Source organism: Paracoccus aestuariivivens (assembly GCF_009711225.1).
GTDB lineage: Bacteria > Pseudomonadota > Alphaproteobacteria > Rhodobacterales > Rhodobacteraceae > Paracoccus > Paracoccus aestuariivivens.
The window spans coordinates 1,059,240-1,079,893 of the sequence record NZ_WMIE01000001.1; the positions used below are offsets into that span (position 1 = coordinate 1,059,240).

The window sequence follows — 20,654 nt, forward strand, 5'->3', positions numbered from 1 at the left end:
TCCCTTTCGCTCAGACCGCAAAGCACGAGCAACCCAATGCGCCCCAAAAGCTCGTCAGACGTTGGACGGGAATTGGGTTGGTCCAGGCGATGCTGTGGTCATGTCCGTGAATAGAGCAAACGCTACGGCAGTCGGTGTGACAAGATCGCGCATGAGCGGGACATGGCGCGCCCATCGCAGCAGGTCTTTGACCCGGACTTGGCAGATAGCGGAGGGGGCTCCAGTCCGGACTGACCGGAGGAAGTGGCGGCGCAAGATGTGAAAATTCCTGCTCGCCATAGACCACCTTACCGGCCACCATCGTCATGACCGACCGGATGCCCCGGATCTCGTCATCCGGCACGCGCATGAAGTCCTTGGAAAGAACTACAAGATCGGCGTGAAAGTCTTTGGCAAGCCTGCCTTTTTCACCCGCTTCGCCGGAAAACCACGCCGACCCTTCGGTCCATAGCCGCAACGCGGTTTCACGGTCGATCAGGCTGCCATCATCTGTCAGTTGCAAGCCACCGAGCGTCCGCCCCGTCGTCAACCAATGCAGCGCCACCCATGGGTCGTAAGAAGCAACGCGGGTTGCATCGGTTCCGCCGCCAACGGGTACACCCTCAGCCAACATCCGCGCGACCGGAGGTGTGGCGCGGACGGCATTGGCCCCGTAACGGGCAGCGAAATACTCGCCCTGAAAGGCCATGCGGTGCTGGATCGCGATTCCCCCGCCAAGCGCGCGGATGCGTTCGATGTTGCGCGGCGTGATCGTCTCGGCATGGTCGATAATGAAACGCTGGCGGAACGGCGTCCGCCCGTTCACCCGTTCAAATACGGTCAGGAAACGGTCGATCGTTTCATCGTAAGTGGCGTGTATCCGGAATGGCCAGCCATTCTCGGCAAGCAGTTCGACGATGCGTTCAAGCTCGGCCTCCATATGCGGGCCGGGTTCAGGACGGGGTTCAAGGAAATTCTCGAAGTCGGCGGCGGACCAGGTCAGGTTCTCGCCTGCCCCGTTCATCCGCAGCATGGCCGAGCCTGCGCCCGGTTCGGTCATCGCGATCCAGCGTTCGTAATCCGAAAGCTCGCTGCCCGCCTTTTGCGCGAACAGGTTATAGGCGAGCCGCAGGGTCAACTGACCGGCCTCGTCCAATTGCCGGATCACCTCGTAATCATCGGGATAGTTTTGTCCGCCTCCGCCCGCGTCAATGACACTGGTGATGCCAAGGCGATTCAGTTCGCGCATGAAGTGGCGGGTCGAGTTGATCTGGTCTTCAAGCGGTAGCTTTGGTCCCTGCGCCAGCGTCGAATACAGGATCAGCGCCGAGGGCTTGGCCAGCAGCATCCCTGTCGGATTGCCACGCGCATCCTTTTCGATCACCCCGCCCGGAGGATCGGGTGTATCCGCCCCGATGCCAAGCACCTTCAGGGCGGCGCGATTCAGCAAAGCGCGGGCATAAAGGTGAAGGATGAAGACCGGTGTGTCGGGCGCGGCGGCATTGATTTCATCAAGTGTCGGCATGCGGCGTTCGGCGAACTGGAACTCGGACCAACCGCCGATGACCCGAACCCATTGTGGCGCGGGGGTGCGCGCGGCCTGCTCGCGCAGCATCAGCAGCGCATCGGAAAGCGAGGGCACGTTTTCCCAGCGCAGTTCCATATTATAGCTTAGGCCGCCGCGGATCAGATGGGTGTGGCTGTCATTCAGGCCGGGGATTACCCGCCGACCGGCCAGTTCGATAACACGGGTGCCGTCGCCTTTCAGCCGCATGATGTCGCGATTGCTGCCAACCTCCACGATCCTGCCGTCGCGAATGGCAAGCGCCTCGGCCTCGGGTTGGGCGGGATAAAGCGTCGTGATCCGGCCATCGGTCAGGATCGTGTCCACCATTCATCGGCTCCTTAAGATGTCGCGATAATTTGGGCGCCGCGCCCCGAGGGGAGGAGGATCGGGGCGCGGCACCGCCGGTCACTCGGCAGCTTGGGGCGAAATTGCTGCCGGCACCGGCGCGAGGCGTGGGCCATGGACCACGCGCTCGGGGGCCTTGTGCACCATGGTATAGGCGTAATCGACGCCCATGCCGTAGGCTCCGGAATGCTCCTTTACCAATGCCATCACCGCGTCATAGGTGTCGCGACGCGCCCAGTCGCGCTGCCATTCCAGCAGTACCTGCTGCCATGTCATAGGCACGACGCCAGCTTGGATCATCCGTTGCATGGAATAGTCATGTGCATCCTTGGACGTCCCGCCCGAGGCATCCGCGACCATGTAGATCTCGTACCCGCCCTCCAGCATCGCCGACAATGCGAAAGTGTTGTTGCAGACCTCGGTCCAAAGCCCCGAGACAACCACCTTCTTGCGGCCGTTGGCAGCCAGCGCGTCCCGAACCTTCTGATCGTCCCACGAATTCATCGAGCTGCGTTCGAGGATCGGATTCTCGGGAAAAACCGCCAGAAGCTCGGGATAGGTATGCCCCGAGAACGCCTCGGTCTCGACGGTGGTGATCGTGGTCGGGACGCCAAAGATTTTTGCGGCCTTGGCCAGTCCGACTGTATTGTTCTTTAGTACCTGACGGTCGATGGACTGGACACCGAATGCCATCTGCGGCTGATGATCGATGAAGATCATCTGGCAGTTCTCCGGGGTCAGAACTTCAAGCTTGGTATTCATGGCGTTGCTCCCTTTGGATGTGGTCATTCAGACCGAGGCCACGAAGGCCAGAAGATCGTGGTTGAACTGTTCCGGTTCCGTTTCGGCCAATCCGTGCGCGCCGCCGGGATAGATTTTCAGCGTCGCATTCGGGACCAGCTTCACCGCCTTTTCCGCCGCCGCACCGATCGGCACGATCTGGTCGTCATCGCCATGGATGAAATAGACCGGGATATCGATCTTCTTCAGATCTTCAGTGTAATCGACTTCCGAGAATTCGTGGATGCAATCGTAAAGTCCCTTGATCCCGCCAGCCATGCCTTGCAGCCAGAATGAATCCTGCAACCCCTGACTGACGGTCGCGCCTTCGCGGTTATGGCCATAGAAGGGCACCGCCAGATCCTTGTAGAATTGCGACCTATTGCTGGCGACGCCTGCGCGGATGCTGTCGAACACGTCGATCGGCAGGCCTTCGGGATTGGTGTCGGTCTTGGCCATCAACGGAGGAACTGCCCCGACCAGCACGGCAGCCGATACCCGCGCGGTGCCGTGTCGGCCAAGGTAATGTGCGACCTCTCCTCCTCCGGTCGAATGCCCGACAAGGATCGCGTCCTTGAGGTCCAGCTTCTCGATCAACTCGGCCAGATCGTCCGCGTAACGATCCATGTTGTTGCCGTCCCATGTCTGTTGCGAACGGCCGTGGCTGCGGCGGTCATGGGCGATAACGCGATAGCCTTTCTGGCCGAAGAACAGCATTTGCGTTTCCCATGCGTCAGCCGATAGCGGCCAACCATGCGAGAACAGGATCGGTCGCCCTTGGCCTTGATCCTTGTAGAAAATCTGAACGCCGTCCGAGGTGGTGAGATAGCTCATGGTTCTGGCTCCGTTATCAGTGACACGGGACAGGCCAAAACCCATCCCCGGAAGCCACATCAAAGCCCCAGCCCCGACAGAAAGCTGCAACGCCTCGCGGCGGGTCAGTGCCGACCGTTGGATCGAATTGTCAGAGGATTCAGTCAGAGAAGACATGGATGGGGCTCCGTGCGACTTGCCCCATCAGATTACGCCCGAACGACTCGCCTATCTTGCAAGCTAGTGTCGGGCATTTCACGAAAGTCGGTTCTCTTGGTACATACGGCGCGGGTTAACGCGCCGTACGCATATCACAGCAGGAAGCTGTCAGCGGCCAGCGACATACGGTCGTCAAGCAGGATCGAAAAATCAGCGACCCTGTCGCCGTTCACGTCAGCCGAGATCAAGGTCCCATTCGCCACCGTACGGGCCGAAAGCTGTCCGGCTTGGCCGGTGAATGCCGCGCTTCCGATATAGTTGAACGCTTGGTCACCTGATCGCGCCGAGTTCGCGTCGATGCCTCGCAGGTCGATCACGTCGTGTTGGACACGGCTGAAATCGGTGATTGTGTCGCGTCCGGCTGGCGCAACGGTCGAATCCGCGTATGTCGAGAAGACAAAGGTATCCGCGCCTGTCCCGCCCGTCATGCGGTCAGCGCCCGCGCTACCGATCATCCGGTCATTGCCGTTGGAACCGCTCAGGACGTCGTTGCCAGCACCGCCGTTCAGAACATCATTTCCGTTTGCCCCGTTGAGATTGTCATTCCCCGCAGCACCGTTCAGCCGGTTATGTCCCGAATTGCCGGACATTACATTGGCTAATCCATTCCCCGTTCCGGTCAGATTGCCCGAGCCGTTCATCGACAGGTTCTCGACATTCGCTGTCAGCGTGTAATTGACCGAGATCGACGCCATATCCGTGCCCTGATTGGCATATTCTGTGACAATGTCCGAGCCATCGAGGATATAGAACTGGTCGTTTCCGGCATCGCCAAACAGCCTGTCGTAACCTGCGCCACCGGAAATCGTGTCATTCCCCGTGCCACCGTAGATCAGGTCATTGCCGCCATAGCCGATAAGCCCGTCATTTCCGGCATATCCGGCAATGCTGTCGGCATAGTCCGAGCCATAGACAGAGTCGGCACCACGCGCGATGTAAGCGATCAGCCCATCCGCGTTGCCGGCGTCAATTGCATCGAATGCGGTCGAGGCCGAGATCGAGAAATTATAGGCCTCACCCAGCAGCGTATTTCCGCTGAATTGGGCGTATCCGGTCAGTGTGCCGTAGACGTTGCCATAATAGTCGTAACTGAAATTGCCATAATACTCGAAGGTCTGGTTGCCAACGCTAATGACAATCGCGTCCGATCCGGCCCAAGTGACCGTTCCGTAGACGGTGCTAACTCCCCACATTCTCAGGCTGACATATGAGTCAAATACAGCCATCTCCCTATCTCCCGTCCAATCGCTAAAAAAACGAACAAGCGTCGAAGGAGAGCAGAGCCGTCTAAGGGAGCCCCGTTAACGTCTATGCATCTTGTACCGACGCATAAACGCTGATGGCTGAAGCCGTAGGTTGCGTCAACGGCATTTATTAACAGATGGTTAATGACGTAATGTCCTATCTGGCTCGGTCGCGCCAGCGCCCCGGAGACATGCCCTCGATCCGGCCGAATACGCGGGTGAAATGGCTTTGATCCGAGAAGCCACAGGTCAAGGCAACCTCGACCAAAGTCAGGTCCGTGGTCGCCAACAGGCGGCGCGCATGGTCGATGCGCTGGTTCAACAGCCATTGATAGGGCGTAACGCCGGTTGAATCGCGAAATGCCCGGAAGAAACCGTGTCGGGACAGGTTCAGCGCCTCGGCGATATGCGCGATCGAGACCTTCTCGTCCTCGCCCGACATCAGCATTTCTTTGGCGCGTCGGACCAGCATCGGTGCCAGGGTGCTGACATTGTCATCCGCAAGACCGTTCTGGCTGCGGTAATTGTGCAAAAGATGTGCGCCGACCGCCGTCGCCAACTGTTCGATGAACAGCGGATCGAACGCGTCGGGTTGGGCCAAAGCCGGTACAAGCGCTTGCGCCAGATGGCGCAGGATCTGATCTTCGTGACCTTGCACGCGGGATAGTGCCCGCCCCTTGCCTCGGTCCGTGATGCGCTCGGCCTCATCGACAAATTTCTGCGACAGTTCGATCAGGAAGAAGTCGAAATAGCCGTCCATCGTTGCCGCATAGTCATTGTCGAAGTCGCGAATATAAGCGTCCCCGCGATCGAACAGACGGTCCTGCACGCGCCCCGCCTCGCCACCCTTGCGGCGATGGCCATCGACGAGTGAGATCCCGACCAGCAACCCTCGGTCCTGAGCCGGTGTGGCGACATGGCTATGGTGCAACCCCGAGGCCGCTTTCCGGCGAAAGACAAATTCGTTCGAGCAAAGAACGTGGTCGGCAGATAGAACCGAAGTCGAGCAGCCTAAGGAATCCGTGGCCCCAGCCGTCCGCGTCATGGTCTGAACTTGAGCACTCATTGCGCACCTCTTCGTTTGGACCGGTCAGACGCGCGCAGGAAATGCGCCGACAGCCCGATTGTTCGTCGTGAATGAAAAACCGTTAACAAACTTCAGCCAGAAAGGATCATGCTGCTGGCATTGCCCGAATGCTGGGGCCTGCTGGCTGATCCGTGGCCGAGATACCGCCACCACCCTAGCCGATCTTGAACATTAATGTGCGGCATTTCACATTCGTGAACGTCCTAGACTTTCGTATAGTCAGCCTAAAATTGGCGTAAATTTGGGCGACTTGGCCATTCCTTGGGCATTAATCTACAGTCACTCCGGAAGTGATCGGGCCGCCATTGCCGACGCTTGGTCCGGGTGCGATCTGGGCCTTGGGGTTGGGCCGGAAGGGAACATGGATAAACGCCTGTCGATCATAGTCATCGAAGCCGATGTCGAACGTGCCGCCACGATTGTGGATGGTCTGCGCGAGGCGGGCGACCATGACATCCGTGTCATCTCTGAAGTGGCGGGGATGGCCCGTCATATCGCGGAAATGCATCCCGATATCGTGCTGATCGATCTGGCGAACCCGTCCCGCGATGTTCTCGAGGATCTGGCGGTGGCCTCGGCCCCGACCGAGCGGCCGGTGGCGATGTTTGTGGACCGATCGGACGAGCAACTGACCCGCGCTGCAATCGAGGCCGGAATTTCCGCCTATGTCGTGGACGGGCTCAGGCAGGACCGGATCAAGCCGGTACTGGATGCCGCTATCGCCCGTTTCCATATGATCCAACGGATGCGGGCCGAGTTGGTGGCGACCCGCGCCGCGTTGGAGGAACGCAAGCTGATCGACCGTGCCAAGGCGATCCTGATGAAGGCGCGCGGGATCGACGAAGAGGAAGCCTATGCCTTGCTGCGCAAATCCGCGATGGATCAGGGCAAGCGCATGGGCGAGATCGCCCAGCAACTGGTCATGGCGGCGGGGCTTCTGACATGCCGTTGACCCCCGTAAAACTGGGCTATCTGCCGCTGATCGACGCTGCCGCCCTGATCGTGGCGCATGAACTGGGCTTCGCCACCGAGGAAGGGCTGGCCCTTGATCTGATCCAGCTGAACTCATGGGCACAAAGCCGCGACATGCTGGGTGCTGGATTGATCGACGCCGCTCATATGCTGGCTCCGATGCCGGTGGCACAGGCGATCGGCCTTGGTCCCGCCCTGCCCGAGACGGATCTGGTTATGATCCTGTCGCAGGGCGGTCAGGCGATTGCCCTCAGCAATGCCCTGACCACGGCATTGCGGGATGCAGGCCATGATTTTGCCTTCACCGATGCGCGCGCCGCCGGTCTTGCCCTGCGGGCCGTTGCGGACAGGCCGCTGCGTATCGGGGTGCCGTTCCAGTTTTCGACCCAGCACGAGCTGACACGTTACTGGCTGGAACATTGCGGCTTTGCCGATGATATCTCGGTCGTGACGGTGCCACCGCCGCGTATGGCCGATGCGATGCTGGCGGGTGAGGTCGATCTGTTCTGCGTCGGGGAACCTTGGGCCTCGTTCGCGATCGAACGCGGTATCGCCTCGCTGATCCTACCGGGGCGTGCGATCTGGGCTGCACCGCCCGAGAAGGGTCTGGTCCTGAACCGCAGCTTTACCCAAGGCCAGCTCGAACTGACAGGGCGGCTGATGCGGGCGATCTGGCGGGCCGGACGCTGGCTGGACGAACCCGATCATCGCGGTAGTGCTGCCGACATCGTTTCGCGCCCGGACTATCTGAACCTTCCCTCCGAACTGGCCGAACGCGGGTTGACCGGACGGATGATGATTTCGCCTTTGGGCGAGATCCGCGATGTTCCCGATTTTATCGCCTTCAACGCACGTGGGGCCAGCTATCCCTGGCGCAGTCTTGCGGCATTCTTTGCCGACCGCATCGCCAGAAGACATGGTCTCGATCCGGTCGCTGCGATGCAGCAGGCCATGGCGATCTATCGGACCGACCTTTACCGGCTGCATTTGCGCGAAGCAGCTGCCGATCTGCCCGGAGCCTCGGCGCGGCTCGAGGGCGCACTTGCTGCGGATTTCGCGGTTCCCGCCGAGCGTGGACAGATGATTCTGCGTCGGGACGCGTTTTTCGATGGTTCGGTCTTTGAGCCGCCGTTCGCGAAGTGAGCGAAGTTTAAGCACACGACTTTTGCAGCGCAGAAAAACGCCCCCATCCTCAGCAGATGGGGGCGTTTTGATTTGCTTGCCCGACAGGATGATTGTGTGCCGCGTCAAGTTGGCGCAATTTCAACTCATGGCTCGGTACAACGACGTACCACGGCCCGCTCGCAAAGATGCGGCATGATCCCGCGAAGATGCGGAATCTTGCGAAAGCGCCAACCGGACGCCGTTGTTCCGCGAGAAACGCTTTCCGACAGCAGACGCAATTCAGCCACGCCATCGGAGCATCATCCATGACCACTTCAGCCTCGTCCGAGGCCAGCCGCGCGCTTGGCCTTTCTACCTTCGCATTCATCGTCTGCTTCGCCGTCTGGACCATATTCGCCATCATCGGCATCCAGATCCGCGAGCAGCTTTCCCTGACCGAAACCCAGTTCGGCCTGCTGATCGGGATGCCGGTACTGACCGGATCTTTGGTCCGGATCGTTCTGGGCATTTTGACCGATCGCCTGGGCGGTCGCGTCGTCTATACGCTGACCATGCTGGCATCGGCGCTGGCGACCTTCCTGCTGAGCTGGGCCACCACCTATCCGCAGATGCTGCTGGCCGCGCTTGGTGTCGGTCTTGCGGGCGGTTCGTTTGCCGTCGGCGTTGCCTATGTCTCGCGCTTCTATGCATCGGCCAAACAGGGCACGGCGCTTGGCATCTTCGGCGTCGGGAATGTCGGCGCTGCCGTGACCAAGTTCGTCGCCCCGTTCGTCATGGTCGCCTATGGCTGGCAAGCCACCGCGCAGATCTGGGCCGCAGCACTGGCGCTGACCGCGATCCTGTTCTGGGTTTTCAGCAAGGACGATCCGGTCACCATCGAGCGTCGCGGCACCAAAGCCCCGCTGCGCAGCCTGAAAGCCGAATTCGCGCCGCTGAAGAATGTGCAGGTCTGGCGCTTTGCGGCCTATTACTTCTTCGCCTTCGGGGCCTTTGTCGCGCTGGCTTTGTGGCTGCCGCGCTACCTGATCGGGGTTTACGGTTTCGACATCAAGACGGCGGGCATGATCGGCGCGGCCTATTCGATCCCGGCCTCGATCTTCCGCGCCTACGGAGGCGTGCTGTCGGACCGCGTCGGCGCTCGCGCTGTGATGTACTGGACGCTGATCGTCTCGCTGGTCTGCACCGCGATCCTTTCCGCTCCGTCGGGTGTTTCGGCTCCGGTCTTTCTGGTCGTGATCTTTGTCCTTGGCTTCTTCATGAGCCTCGGGAAGGCCGCGGTCTATAAACACATCCCCACCTACTATCCGCAAAATGTCGGGGCCGTCGGCGGTCTGGTCGGCATGATCGGCGGGCTTGGCGGCTTCTTCCTGCCCCTGCTGTTCGGCTGGCTCAAGGATGAAACCGGCATGTGGTCCAGCTGCTTCATGGTCCTGTTCGTCCTGATCGCGACCTGCCTTGTCTGGATGCACCTCACGATCCGCCGCCTCAATCGCGGCGCAGCACTTCAAACCGCCTGAAAGGAACCCACAGCCATGAAAAAGAAGCTAGTGGTCATTGGCGCCGGTATGGCCTCGGGACGGATGCTCGAACAATTGTTCGACGCCGCACCGGACGCCTACGAGGTCACCCTGTTCAACGGAGAGCCGCGCGGGAACTATAACCGCCTGATGCTGTCCCCTGTCCTGTCAGGCGAGAAGACATACGAAGACATCGTCACCCATGACGATGACTGGTACGCGGCAAACGGCGTCGATTGCCGCTTTGGCGAGCCGGTGGTCAAGATCGACCGCAAGAACCGTATCGTCTACTCGAACAAGGGCGGCGCGCCTTATGACGCGCTGGTCATCGCCACTGGCTCGGCCCCGTTCATCATCCCTGTCGTGGGCAAGGAACTGCCGGGCGTCGTGACCTATCGCGATCTCGAAGACACCCATGCCATGATCGATGCGGGCGTGGCGGGCAAGGATGCCGTGGTGATCGGCGGCGGGTTGCTGGGTCTGGAAGCGGCGGCTGGCATGGCCGCACGCGGCGCCAAGGTCACGGTCATCCACCTGATGGGCCACCTGATGGAGCGTCAGTTGGACCCGGCGGCGGGCTACCTGCTGCAGAAGGATCTGGAAAAGCGCGGCATCAAAGTCCATTGCAAGGGCGCGACCAAGGCGATCCTTGGCACCGACCGCGCCGAGGCCGTGCTGCTGGAAGACGGCACCGTCTATCCCGCCGATCTGGTCTGCATGGCCGTCGGCATCCGCCCCGAAACCCGCCTTGCCAATGACGCCCATCTTGAGGTCGAGCGCGGCATCGTCGTCGATGACGCGATGCGGACGAGCGATCCGCACATCTTCGCGCTTGGAGAATGCGTCGAGCATCGCAAGCAGCTTTTCGGCCTTGTCGCGCCGCTTTACGATCAAGCCAAGGTGCTGGCGAAAACCCTGCTGGACGAGGCCGCCGAGTTCGTTCCCGTCCAGACCGCGACCAAGCTTAAAGTGACCGGCTGCGATCTGTTCAGCGCGGGCGACTTCGCCGAGGGCGAGGGCCGCGAGGACATCGTCTTCCGCGATCCGGGCCGTGGCATCTACAAGCGCCTTGTCCTGCAGGACGACCGCATCATCGGCGTCGTCATGTATGGCGAGACCGGAGATGGCAACTGGTTCTACGGCATGATGAAGGAAGGTACCGATATCAGCGAAATGCGCGAGACGCTGATCTTCGGCCCTGCCTTCCAGGGAGGGTCCAAGCTGGACCCTATGGCGGCCGTTGCAGCCTTGCCGCCTGAGGCGGAAATCTGCGGTTGTAACGGCGTCTCCAAAGGCACGATCATGGCTGCGGTTGCCGGTGGGGCCTGCACGCTGGACCAGATGCGCGCCTGCACCAAGGCCAGCGCCTCTTGCGGCACTTGCACCGGATTGGTGCAACAGGTCATGGCCTTTGCCATGGGCGGCGAGGTGCAGGAAGCCCCCGCCGGCATGTGCAAATGCACCGATCACACGCATGAGGACGTGCGTCGCCTAATCAAGACCATGGCGCTGAAATCCATCCCCGCCGTCATGCAGGAACTGGGCTGGAAAACCGTTGGTGGCTGTCATTCCTGCCGCCCGGCGCTGAACTATTACCTGCTGGCCGAATACCCTCTGGAGTACAAAGACGACCGTCAGTCGCGCTTCGTCAACGAACGCAACCACGCCAATATCCAGAAGGACGGGACTTATTCAGTCGTGCCGCGCATGTGGGGCGGGGTGACAACGCCCGACGAGCTGCGCGCCATTGCCGATGCCGCCGACAAATACAACGTCCCGATGGTCAAGGTCACTGGCGGCCAGCGTATCGACCTGCTGGGCGTCAAGAAAGAGGATCTGCCGCATATGTGGGCCGATCTGAACGCTGCGGGCATGGTCTCGGGTGCGGCCTATTCCAAGGGCCTCCGCACCGTCAAAACCTGCGTCGGCAAAGAGTTCTGCCGCGTCGGCACTCAGGATTCGACCGGCCTTGGTATCAAGCTGGAAAAACTGATGTGGGGGTCATGGACGCCGCACAAGCTGAAGCTGGGCGTCAGCGGCTGCCCGAGGAACTGCGCCGAGGCGACCTGCAAGGATATCGGCGTGGTCTGCGTCGACTCTGGCTACAATATCTCGATCGGCGGCGCGGCAGGGATGGAGGTCAAAGAGACCGAGCATCTGGCCTCGACCCCGTCCGAGGAAGAAACCATCCAGATCATCCTCGCCGTGACCCAGCTTTACCGCGAGAACGGCAAGTATCTGGACCGGCTGTGGAAATGGATGTCCAAGGTTGGCCTTGATTGGATCAAGGCGCAGGTCGTCGATGATCTGGAAAACCGCATGGCCCTGGTCGAGCGTTTCGAGATCAGCCAATCGGTCTATCGCACTGATCCATGGGCCGAGCTCTCCACCCCCGCCGAGACGCCCAAATGGGGCCCCCTTGCAGATCTCACGCTGGAGGCAGCGGAATGACCACATTCGTCGATATCGGCGCGCTATCGGACGTGCCCCAACAGGGCGCGCGTGTCGTGAAAACCATGCAAGGCTGCGTCGCGGTTTTCCGGACCTCGGATGATCGGGTCTTCGCCCTTGAGGATCGCTGCCCGCATAAGGGCGGCCCCCTGTCCGAAGGCATCGTGCATGGCGACCGTGTAACCTGCCCGCTGCATAACTGGGTCTTCGACATGAACTCGGGCGAGGCGCAGGGCGCCGACGAGGGCATGGTCCGTACCTATCCCATCCGCGTCGAAAACGGCCGCATCCTGATCAGCGCCGAATTGATGGCCCGCAAAGCCGCCTGAGGAGGAACATCATGTCTTACGTCAATCCTACTGATTTCGCGAAGAAAATGGTCGATGCCGGCGAGGCCAAGGTGTTCATGTCGACCAAGGACACCCTTATCCGCGCCTATATGGCGGGCGCGATCCTTGCGCTGGCGGCGGCCTTTGCGGTGACGGTTACGGTCAATACGGGCGATCCGCTGATCGGCGCGTTGCTGTTTCCGGTCGGCTTCTGCATGCTCTACCTGCTGGGCTTCGACCTGCTGACAGGGGGGTTTACCCTTGTTCCGCTGGCGCTGATCGACAAGCGGCGCGGGGTCACGATGAAGGGGCTTATGCGCAACTGGGGGCTGGTTTTTGCGGGCAATTTCGCCGGGGCCTTCACCGTCGCGGTATTCATGGCGATCATCGTAACCTTCGGCTTCTCCGAGGCCCCGAATGCCGTCGGCGAAAAGATCGGCCATATCGGCGAGGGCCGGACGCTCGGCTATGCCGCCCATGGCGCGGCGGGGATGCTGACGCTGTTCGTGCGCGCGGTCATGTGCAACTGGATGGTCTCGACCGGTGTCGTCGCCGCGATGATGTCCACCAGCGTCTCGGGCAAGATCATGGCGATGTGGATGCCGATCCTTGTCTTCTTCTACATGGGCTTCGAGCATTCCATCGTGAACATGTTCCTGTTCCCTGCGGGCATCCTGCTGGGTGGCCAGTTCACGTGGATGGACTACCTGATCTGGAACGAGATCCCGACTGTTGTGGGCAATCTGGTCGGCGGGCTGACCTTTGTCGGCGCGATGATCTACGCCACCCACCACCGCACCTCGCCCGAACGCGATCGCGTCAGCATCGACGAAGCCAAACCCGTCGCGGTTCCCGCTGAGTAAGGCCACAAAATGACCATGCATCCCGCACTGCCGACGATCCGCACCACCTGCCCTTACTGCGGCGTAGGTTGCGGGGTGCTTGCAACACCGAATGCCTCCGGCGGGCTGAACATCGCGGGCGATCCGCAGCATCCGGCGAATCTTGGCAGGCTTTGCGTCAAGGGCTCGGCCTTGGGCGAGACGCTTGACCGGCGGGGCCGCCTGCTGACCCCACGCATTCACGGCCGCCCTGCCCGCTGGAACGAGGCGCTGGATCTGGTCGCCAAGCGTTTTTCGGACACCATCGCCGAACACGGACCGGATTCGGTTGCCTTCTATGTCTCGGGACAACTCCTGACCGAAGACTACTATGTCGCGAACAAGCTGATGAAGGGCTTCATCGGTTCGGCCAATATCGACACCAATTCGCGGCTGTGCATGGCGTCATCGGTTGCGGGGCATCGCCGTGCGTTCGGCTCTGATACCGTTCCGGGCCTCTACGAGGATCTGGAGCAAGCCGATCTGATCGTGCTGACCGGCTCGAACCTCGCTTGGTGTCATCCGGTGCTTTACCAGCGCATCGCGGCCGCGAAAGAAGCGCGCCCCGAGATGCGCGTCGTCGTTATCGACCCGCGCCGGACCGCCACCTGTGACATCGCCGACCTGCATCTGGCTCTCGCCCCCGGTTCGGACGCGGTATTGTTCAACGCGCTTCTGGCCGAGATCGCGGCGCGAAATGCCGTAGATGAAAATTTTATCCTCAATCTCAATGGACTAGAGGAAGCAGTTCAAGCCGCTTCTCAGGTCCAGACTGCCGCCACCGGCCTATCCGGCGACGATATTCGCCGGTTCCTCGATTTGTGGATCGGCACCGAAAGGGTCGTCACAGTCTATTCGCAAGGCATCAACCAATCGGAATCGGGCAGCGACAAGGTCAATGCGATCCTGAACTGCCACCTTGCCACCGGTCGGATCGGACGTGCGGGCATGGGGCCGTTCAGCGTCACCGGCCAGCCCAATGCCATGGGAGGGCGCGAGGTCGGCGGCCTTGCCAATATGCTGGCCTGCCATCTCGATATCGAGAACCCCGTGCATCGGAATGCGGTACAGGATTTCTGGCAGGCCCCGAAGATGCCGGAAAAGCCGGGCCTCAAGGCGGTGGATATGTTCCGCGCCGTCGAGGACGGGCGCATCAAGGCGCTTTGGATCATCTGTACCAACCCTGTCGTCTCGATGCCCGAGGCGGATCGTGTCGCCCGCGCCATAGCCAATTGTGACTTCGTCGTCGTCTCGGACATGATGGCGCAGACCGACACGACGCGCCTTGCCCATGTCCTGCTGCCTGCCACCGGTTGGGCCGAGAAAGACGGCACGGTCACGAACTCGGAACGTCGCATCAGTCGCCAACGTCGCACCCTGCCCTCTGTCGGTCAGGCCCGCGACGATTGGCGCATTCTGGCGGATGTCGCTGCCCGCATGGGCTGGTCCGAGCGTTTCGCATGGACAACCCCCGCCGAGATCTTTGCCGAACACGCGGCGCTGTCAGGTGTCGCCGGAAATCTCGGCAGCGATTTCGATATCTCGGACCATGCAGGCATCACTGCCGAGGCCTATGACCGCCTCGAGCCGTTCCTGTGGCCACAGTCGGCCCGCAAACGCGGTGGCCGCTTCTTCGCCGAGGGGCGGTTCCATCACCCGGACGGCAAGGCTCGGATGATCGCGGTGACGCCACGCGCGCCGCAACCGACCAGCGCCGAGCATTCTTATCGGCTGAACACCGGCCGCGTCCGCGACCATTGGCACACGATGACGCGGACCGGAATATCCCCCCGCTTGTCACGCCATCTGGCCGAACCCTTCCTCGAGATACATCCCCGTGATGCCGAGACGTTGGGGCTGACAGCCGCAGGCCTTGCGCGGGTCAGCAACCCGCACGGAGCTTCGATCCTGCGGGTTCTGGTGACAGATCGTGTTGCGATGGGCCAACCATTCGCGCCGATCCATTGGACGGGCGAGACAGCACCCTCGGGCCGGATTGACGTCTTGGTGCCTGCGGTGACGGATCCGGTCTCTGGGCAGCCCGCCTCGAAATCGGCGACGGTTGCAATCGCGCCCTTCCGCCCCGCCTGGTACGGCTATGCGATCTCTGCCAAGGGAATTTCGCCCAGCTGCGAATATTGGGCTCGGGCGGCAATTCAGGGCGGATGGCAGGCCGAACTTGCCGGAGCGGAAGATCCCGAATGCTGGATGAACTACGCCCGCCTTTTATTCGGGCTGGACGACGAGCCCCTGACCGTGCGCGACCGCGCCAAGGGACAGATCCGGCTGGCGTTTATCTCGGGCGGGCGGTTGCAGGCGGCGCTGTTCATCGCGCGTGAGCCGGTCGGGCTATCGCGCAGCCATCTGGGGACTTTGCTTGGCGAAACCAACCCGACCGATGCCCTTGCGGGGCGCCCCGGCTCGGATCGTCCCGATCAAGGCGCCTTGGTCTGCGCCTGCTTCAATGTCGGGGTGAACCTGATCCGCAGCACGATCAGCGAGAACCGCCTGACCACCGTGGACGAGGTCGGAACCGCATTGCGGGCCGGAACCAATTGCGGCTCATGCCGCCCCGAGATCAAGGCACTTCTGGCCGGAGCCATACATGGCAATTGAACCAAGCGGCACATCCGATGGATGTGCCGCGTAGACTAAGGCGCGGGTCAGACGAAGTAATCCTCGTGTTCCTTGCGATAGACATCGACCCAATCGGGTTCCTTGTGCAGATGGTCACGGATGGCAGCGACCGCAGCGTCCTCGTCACAATTGTTGATCGCTTCCAGTATCCGTTCATGCCCCGACAGGATCGCTTGGATCTTGTCCTCGGCATGGGTCTGAAGCCGCCTCACCCGATCGAAATGTCCCGAGCGTGACCGGATCAGGGTATGCAATTCGTCCTGCTTCAAGCCTCCGAACAGGACGCCGTGGAAGTATTCGTCCATCTCTTGGAAAAGCTGTAGCTGGCTGCGATCTCCGGCAAGACTGCGCTGCAACTCGATCACGGCACGGCCATATTCCACCACTTCGGGGGCGCCCTGACGGGCCAACCGCCGCACGACCTCTGTTTCAAGCGCGAGGCGCAGGAACTGGGCCTCCTGCACGCGGGTGGTGTTGATGCGCGTGACCAAAGTCCGCGACTGCGGGAAAATATCGACCAAGCCGTCCTGTTCGAGACGCTGCAAGGCATCGCGCAGCGGCGTCTGGCTGACCTCGTAATGCTGGGCCAGCTCGGATCGCAACAGGTTCGCGCCCGGCGGCAGATCCAGCGACAGGATACGCTGCCTCAGATCATCATAGATTCGGACCGCGGCCGAGCGCGCCTGATACCGGATATTGTGGCGCGCCAGTTCGACCGCTGCCTTGACGGACAAATTCATTCCTCTCCCCCCTCAGTGCAGCATCGATACGCCAAGGCGTGTCGTGCTGCATCACAGCACAATACATCCCAAGGAGCGGTTGAAAACTAAAATACCAGCTTTCCGCCCAGAGTGGTTGCGAGATGTGACATGTCTCGACATTGCCGTTTGATTGCGACCAAATTGGCGCCGGTCTGCATTACCCGAAGGGAGAGGAACATGACCCAGCACATCCGAAACGCGCGCAGCGGAGGACAGGTTCTGGTCGATCAGCTTCTGATCCACGGGGCCGACTGCGCCTATTGCGTTCCGGGCGAGAGCTATCTTGAGATTCTGGATGCAGCCTATGACGTCCGCGACCGGTTCACCTTGTACAATGCCCGCCACGAGGCCGGAGCCGCCAATATGGCCGAGGCTTATGGCAAGCTGACCGGTCGCCCCGGCATTTGCATGGTGACGCGCGGTCCCGGCGCATGTCACGCGGCCATTGGGATCCATATCGCCTATCAGGATTCGACCCCGATGATCCTGCTGATCGGTCAGGTCGGGCGCGGCACCGTCGACCGTGAAAGCTTTCAGGAAATCGACTACCGCCAGATGTTTGCTCCGGTCGCGAAATGGGCCGCGCAGATTGACGATGCGGCTCGGATTCCGGAATATATCGCGCGGGCGTTTCGGGTCGCGACTTCCGGTCGCCCCGGACCCGTCGTCCTTGCCCTGCCCGAAGACATGCTGACCGACATGGTCGAGGTTGCCGATGCGCTCGCCTTCGTGCCAACGGTCCCGCAATTCGATCCCGCGCAAATCCTGCGGATCGCGGATGTGATGAAGGGGGCAAGTCGCCCGCTGGTCCTGTTGGGAGGTTCCGGCTGGACCGACGCGGGTGCCAAAGCGATCGAACGCTTCGCACAGAAGAACGATCTGCCGGTCGCCACCTCTTTCCGTCGGCAGGATGCAATCGACAATGCGTCGGATTGCTATGTCGGTGATTTCGGAACCGGCGTTGCTCCCAGTCTGGTCAAGCGCTTGGCCGAGGCCGACGCCTTGCTGGTCATCGGCGCAAGGCTGGGCGAGATCACGACACGCAACTATTCCTCGTTGAATGTGCCGGATACCGGAAAAGCCCTGATCCACATCCATGTCGATCCCGACGAGATAGGTCGCGTCTACAGTCCGACGTTGGGTATTGCCGCCGATCCCGTCGCCACCGCCCTTGCGCTTGAGAATGCGGATTTGGGCGTGTCGGGTCATAGCGGCTGGCGCATGGCGTTGCGGGAGGAATATCTGGCGGATGCCGAGCCGCCGCCGCACGATTTCCCGCTGGATATGGGCCTTGCCATGAAGGAATTGCGCGACATCCTTCCTGCCGATGCGGTCATCACGCTGGATGCGGGCAATCATACCGGCTGGCCGCAACGCTTCCTGCGCTTCGCCCGACCGGGGCGGCAGATCGGCTCGACCTGCGGAGCGATGGGGTATTCGGTTCCTGCAGCCGTGGCGGCATCGCTGCTAGATCCCGCGCGACAGGTGATTTCCTTTGTCGGCGATGGCGGTTTCATGATGAGCGGAGCCGAGATCGCCACCGCCGTCCAGCATGGCGGGCGGCCCATCGTGCTGGTTTTCAACAACGGAACCTATGGGACCATCCGGATGCATCAGGAACGCGAGCATCCCCGGCGGGTTTCTGGCACGGACATCACCAATCCCGATTTCGGAGCCTTGGCGCAAGGTCTGGGCTCGGGGTTCGCGCGCGTGACCCGAACCGAGCAATTCCTGCCTGCGATCAAGGCGGCTTTCGCGTCCGACCGCCCGACTGTCATTGAACTGGTCACCGATCCCGAGCAGATCTCGACCCGGACGACCATCGCGAAACTGCGCGGTCAACGATAGGCCGGAAACGGAAAGGCCCGGAGTTTCCGGGCCTTTCGCAGGTTTTCTTAGAAACTGCGCGACAGCGACAGCTTGAAGTTGCGACCCGGTGCAGGGCCACCCAGCCAGCTTGCGGGGGTGTAGTCGGTATCGGTGACGTTATCGACGCCCATATGGACCTCGATCCCCTCGGCCATGCCCGATTGCGGTGACCACGAGGCGAAGATGTCATGCACCCCGTAACCGGCGCGATGCTCGCCCGTCGGTTTGTCGCGACCGGCCGCCAGCGTGCTGCGCGCGCCAAGACGCCATGCGTCATTGGCATTCCAGACGGCTTGCAGCATCAGGCGGTTGTTTTGCAGCGTGTCCAGATCGACATCGTCCTGATCGACGCCTTCGGTCACGGTAATGGCCGCGCCGAGTTCCCAAGCGTTCACCACGTAATTGGCCTCTAGCTCGCCACCCTTCAGATAGGCACGTTCGACATTGGTGTAATAGGCCGTCGGGCCGGCTCCGGCGCGGATGATCATGTCGTCGATGTGGTTACGATACAGCGTCAGTTTCAGCGCCGCCTCATCGCCGTCAGCCAGAACCGAACTGGCGTGATACGACGTGCCGATCTCGAGGTTCTTGCCCTTTTCGTCCTTGAGGTTCGGGTTGGGCGCTGTGACCATCGAGCCGTCATACAACTCGTCGACGGTCGGAATGCGGTTCACGAATGCGACTGAGCCGAAGACCGACCATGCATCGGTCAGGCTGTAGATCGCGGCGACCTGCGGCTCGATGGCCTCGAAGCTGCGGTCCTCGGCATCGAAACTGACACTGTCTTTCGGCTCGGTGCGCTGTTTTTCGTAACGCAGACCGGAATTCACCGTCAGCTTGTCCCATGTGACTTCGGACAGGGCGTAGACCGACCAGCCACGGGTAAAGCCCTCGGGGTGGGACGAGGACGGCACGCGCGACGAGCGGTCCTGCTTCCAGACTTCGGCCCCTGTTGTCAGGAAATGCTGATAGGCGTCGCCCGACAGATCCGCGATGTTGTTGACCTTGAATTTCCACAAACGGTAGTCGCGACGGCCAAGGAACGAGTCCAAGATCGGCTCGGACGGGTTGTCGCCCTGCTCGACGTTTTTCATCGTGCTGGTATAGGACAGCGTCGCCGTCAGATCGACATAACGGTTATCCGCAGGTTTCCAGCCCCAGACCATGCGTGCAGTCTGGTCACGGGTCGTGATGTCACCGACGCCCCAAGAGAAGCCCGGATAATACAGGTCTTTCTGCGCACCATGCATCTGGTCGAAGTCCTGATTGTCACCCTTGGCTTCCAGATGCTGGTACGAGAAGGCAACATATTGATCTCCGAAGGTCTTCTTCGCCTTCAGCAGCAAGTTCGGCGTGTTCGATTCCGACCGGATCGTCGTATTGCCGTCCGCGTCCTTGGTGTCACCCAGCTTGCGCCAGGCGAATGCGGCGACGCCCTCGAAATCCTCGGTCGGGCGCCAGCCCAAGGCTAGGCTGCCCAGAACGCTGTCGGGGTTTGACGAATAGCCAAGTTTGGCGCGGCCACCAAAGGTCTTGCCCTCGGCGATCAGATCCGAGGCCTCGATTGTTTCCATCGCGATCACGCCGCCAAGCGCACCCGCGCCGTAAAGCGTCGAGGAACCCGGACCGCGCAGAACTTCGACCTGACGCAGGAAGTCCGGTTCAACGAACAGCGCACCTTGCCGGTAGGATTCGTAGTATTTCTCTTCGCCGTCGATCAACTGCACGATGCCCGCTTCGCCGCCAGCCATACCATTCGCGCCGAAACCGCGGATGTTGAAGCCCTGACCGAAGAAGCTGCCCGAGCCGGTGCCCGCAACCCCCGGGACCGTGTCCAGAACTTCGCCGATGTGAACGGGGGCAATGTCGTCCAGTTCCTGCTCGCCAACGACCGTCACCGATTGCGGAACCGAGGAGGCAACCTTGGGCTTACCGGCGCGCAGCACAATCGGGTCCAGCATGAAATTGCGTTCGGCCGTTTCGGCCTCTTGCGAGATTGCAGGCGCAGCAAATGCGATTGTGGTGAGGCAGGTCGAGCCGGCAAGCAGCGCGACATAAATCGTATGTCGTGGCATAAT

15 protein-coding genes are annotated in these 20,654 nt (G+C 61.2%); 8 read left to right on the forward strand and 7 right to left on the reverse strand.

Features of this window, described 5'->3' with window-relative positions; all coding sequences use genetic code 11:
• Positions 1-10 precede the first annotated feature (10 nt).
• From GL286_RS05125 to GL286_RS05145, 5 genes are all read right to left on the reverse strand, one after another.
• Positions 11-1,873, reverse strand: coding sequence for an amidohydrolase (locus GL286_RS05125; RefSeq protein WP_155094414.1), 1,863 nt, complete (start codon positions 1,871-1,873; stop codon positions 11-13).
• Positions 1,874-1,951: 78 nt separating this feature from the next.
• A complete protein-coding gene (locus GL286_RS05130; protein WP_155094415.1) occupies positions 1,952-2,653 on the reverse strand; it encodes a hydrolase in 702 nt (233 codons plus the stop codon).
• A gap of 27 nt (positions 2,654-2,680) precedes the next feature.
• Positions 2,681-3,661, reverse strand: coding sequence for an alpha/beta fold hydrolase (locus GL286_RS05135; RefSeq protein ID WP_246184829.1), 981 nt, complete (start codon positions 3,659-3,661; stop codon positions 2,681-2,683).
• Positions 3,662-3,795: 134 nt separating this feature from the next.
• Positions 3,796-4,929 carry a calcium-binding protein gene (locus GL286_RS05140; RefSeq protein WP_155094416.1) on the reverse strand — a complete coding sequence of 378 codons (1,134 nt, stop codon included), beginning with the start codon at positions 4,927-4,929 and terminating at the stop codon, positions 3,796-3,798.
• A 175-nt stretch (positions 4,930-5,104) separates the two neighbouring features.
• Positions 5,105-6,013, reverse strand: coding sequence for a helix-turn-helix transcriptional regulator (locus GL286_RS05145; protein WP_155094417.1), 909 nt, complete (start codon positions 6,011-6,013; stop codon positions 5,105-5,107).
• 382 nt (positions 6,014-6,395) lie between these two features.
• Here GL286_RS05145 and GL286_RS05150 point away from each other — a divergent pair, with 382 nt between their 5' ends.
• The 7 genes from GL286_RS05150 to GL286_RS05180 all read left to right on the forward strand — a co-directional run bounded on the left by GL286_RS05150 (position 6,396) and on the right by GL286_RS05180 (position 15,925).
• On the forward strand, positions 6,396-6,986 hold the full coding sequence (locus tag GL286_RS05150) for an ANTAR domain-containing response regulator (protein WP_155094418.1): 591 nt from the start codon (positions 6,396-6,398) through the stop codon (positions 6,984-6,986).
• Positions 6,977-8,149, forward strand: coding sequence for an ABC transporter substrate-binding protein (locus tag GL286_RS05155; protein WP_155094419.1), 1,173 nt, complete (start codon positions 6,977-6,979; stop codon positions 8,147-8,149). The genes GL286_RS05150 and GL286_RS05155 overlap by 10 nt, the downstream gene beginning before the upstream one ends.
• A 287-nt stretch (positions 8,150-8,436) precedes the next feature.
• Positions 8,437-9,648, forward strand: a complete 1,212-nt coding sequence (locus GL286_RS05160) for an MFS transporter (protein ID WP_155094420.1) — start codon at positions 8,437-8,439, stop codon at positions 9,646-9,648.
• Between the two features lie 15 nt (positions 9,649-9,663).
• Positions 9,664-12,099, forward strand: a complete 2,436-nt coding sequence (nirB, locus tag GL286_RS05165; protein ID WP_155094421.1) for a nitrite reductase large subunit NirB — start codon at positions 9,664-9,666, stop codon at positions 12,097-12,099.
• Entirely contained in the window at positions 12,096-12,428 is a 333-nt protein-coding gene (nirD, locus tag GL286_RS05170; RefSeq protein ID WP_155094422.1) for a nitrite reductase small subunit NirD, read from the forward strand. The genes nirB and nirD overlap by 4 nt, the downstream gene beginning before the upstream one ends.
• 11 nt (positions 12,429-12,439) lie before the next feature.
• Positions 12,440-13,291 (forward strand): formate/nitrite transporter family protein, encoded by an 852-nt coding sequence (locus GL286_RS05175; RefSeq protein ID WP_155094423.1) that lies wholly within the window; start codon positions 12,440-12,442, stop codon positions 13,289-13,291.
• Positions 13,292-13,300: 9 nt separating this feature from the next.
• Complete coding sequence (locus GL286_RS05180) at positions 13,301-15,925, forward strand: nitrate reductase (RefSeq protein WP_246184830.1); 2,625 nt, start codon at positions 13,301-13,303, stop codon at positions 15,923-15,925.
• A 47-nt stretch (positions 15,926-15,972) separates the two neighbouring features.
• Here the strand turns inward: GL286_RS05180 and GL286_RS05185 are convergent, their stop codons facing one another.
• Positions 15,973-16,686, reverse strand: a complete 714-nt coding sequence (locus tag GL286_RS05185) for a GntR family transcriptional regulator (RefSeq protein WP_155094424.1) — start codon at positions 16,684-16,686, stop codon at positions 15,973-15,975.
• A 198-nt stretch (positions 16,687-16,884) separates the two neighbouring features.
• On the opposite strand from GL286_RS05185, the gene GL286_RS05190 reads away from it, so the two are divergent.
• Entirely contained in the window at positions 16,885-18,555 is a 1,671-nt protein-coding gene (locus GL286_RS05190; RefSeq protein WP_155094425.1) for a thiamine pyrophosphate-binding protein, read from the forward strand.
• Positions 18,556-18,602: 47 nt separating this feature from the next.
• Here the strand turns inward: GL286_RS05190 and GL286_RS05195 are convergent, their stop codons facing one another.
• Positions 18,603-20,651, reverse strand: a complete 2,049-nt coding sequence (locus GL286_RS05195; RefSeq protein WP_155094426.1) for a TonB-dependent receptor domain-containing protein — start codon at positions 20,649-20,651, stop codon at positions 18,603-18,605.
• Between the last annotated feature and the right edge of the window lie 3 nt (positions 20,652-20,654).